General features: G+C 60.3%; 3 protein-coding genes. 2 read left to right on the forward strand and 1 reads right to left on the reverse strand.

Annotation, left to right across the window (positions count from 1 at the left end; translation table 11 throughout):
- On the reverse strand, positions 1-556 hold a 556-nt coding region (locus JCM25156_RS15400), incomplete at its 3' end, for a sulfite exporter TauE/SafE family protein (RefSeq protein WP_025813782.1).
- A gap of 198 nt (positions 557-754) precedes the next feature.
- Between JCM25156_RS15400 and JCM25156_RS15405 the strand changes: the two genes are divergently transcribed.
- A complete protein-coding gene (locus tag JCM25156_RS15405; protein WP_025813783.1) occupies positions 755-1,165 on the forward strand; it encodes an ArsR/SmtB family transcription factor in 411 nt (136 codons plus the stop codon).
- A gap of 283 nt (positions 1,166-1,448) precedes the next feature.
- Positions 1,449-1,834 (forward strand): Ros/MucR family transcriptional regulator (locus JCM25156_RS15410; protein WP_025813784.1); only part of this gene is annotated, 386 nt, incomplete at its 3' end.

The raw sequence follows: 1,834 nt of genomic DNA on the forward strand, positions 1-1,834 counted from the left end.
CCGCCACCAGCGATGTGCCCACGGCGTTGAGCATGGGCATGCCGGTGGCCGCCAGCAGCGCCGGAACGATCAGGAACCCGCCCCCGATTCCGAAAAAACCGGAACAGAAACCGGTCACGACCCCGTACAGGACAATGGGCAGCGGGGCCGTGCGTTCGGGGCCGTGCGCCGCGTCGTCACCATTGCGGCTGCCACGCAGCATGAGCGTGCCGACCACAAGCATGATCAGGGCGAACAGGAAAAGGAGTCGCTGCCCGTCAATGATCTTGCCCATGCTGGCGCCCAGCCCCGCGCCCAGTATGCCCGCGCAGGTGAACAGGGCGGCGCATTTCCACCGCACGCGTCGCGCCCGGGCATGGCTTGAAAGGCTGAAGAACGCGTTGATGGTCACGGCCAGGGCGCTGGTGCCGATGGCCTGGTGCGGGTCCGCCAGTCCCACCACGTAAAGCAGGAGTGGCACGGCCAGGATCGAACCGCCACCACCGATCAGTCCCAGCGTAAAGCCGATGACCACCCCGCAACACAGTCCGGACAGGATGGAGACGGGATCAGGCATGAGGCATCATGAACAGGCGGGCCGGGGCAGGGGGTGGATGCATCAAGGGGCAATTCCTGTGCGCGATGGGAATGATGACGGTTAATTGTTTATCTATTTAATATATTATGTATGTATTTTATCAAGTCCCCCGTGCTGTCCTGCGGCACGGGGATATGGTACGCAGGCACCGGCAAAGGGACCAAGGGGGGAGCATGCATGGCCAATCTGCCCAGAACACGCGAAAGCGCGGATAATCTTGTGTTGCGACTGCGCCTGCTGGCGCAGCCGCAGCGGCTCATGGTGCTGGCCTGCCTGCTGGATGGCGAAAAAAGCGTGGGCCAGATCGAGGCCGAGACCGGCATCGGACAGCCAACGCTGAGCCAGCAGCTTGCGGAACTGCGGCGCGCGGAAATCGTTACAACCCGCAAGGAGGCGCGGCAGGTCATTTACAGCATCAGGGATAGTATGGAGGAAATGAAAATCCGCCTGATCTGTTCCGCATGCAGCCCGGATTTCGGGATGGAGGATCTGAACGCGCTGCTGAGTGAAAAACCGGTGGCGACGCCCACGCAGGCGGGGCGGAACGTCGCGGCGGCCTGTTTCGCCCGTATCCGCATGGATGCCTGAGGGGGTATGCGCCAGACAGGCGGCGCCCCGGATCAGTAATGCGCCAGGCCCGCGACGGACAGGACGAGAACGTATGGTCTCTTTACAAACATGATTGCCGCGTGGAGGCGGGAGTATTTAATACTAAACGTTCCAATATAATAAAAACGGGCATTGTGAACGTATAGACATGGAATATGCGCCTTCCATGTGTTGTGTCTATTTAAGGTATCGTATATGTCCTGTGCCGCCAGTTCGTGAATATGTCGCGGCTTTCAGTTGATAGAGAGACACGGAACAACGTATGTCTGATACCGAGCAGGATTTTACATGTCTGGAACTGACGACACGGATCGTGTCGGCGCATGTTTCAAATAACAGTGTCGCCGCCGATGGCCTTGCGGATCTGATACGTCATGTCTATCAGGCGCTGACCACCGTCGGGCAGGCGGCGGAAGCGCCGCAGAAGCTCCAGCCCGCCGTGCCCGTCAAGCGGTCCGTGTTCCCTGACTACATCATCTGCCTGGAAGACGGCAAAAAGCTGAAAATGCTCAAGCGGCACCTGCACAGTGCCTATGGCCTGACACCCGACCAGTACCGTGAACGCTGGGGCCTGCCCGCCGAATACCCCATGGTCGCCCCCAATTATGCCGAACGCCGTTCCAGCCTCGCGCGGGAAATCGGGCTGGG

The sequence above is a fragment of the Komagataeibacter kakiaceti JCM 25156 genome (assembly GCF_000613305.1).

Bases quoted from the DNA above. Each gene is read 5' to 3' on its own strand.
- JCM25156_RS15405 (WP_025813783.1), top strand. From the start codon at position 755: ATGGCCAATCTGCCCAGAACACGCGAAAGCGCGGATAATCTTGTGTTG.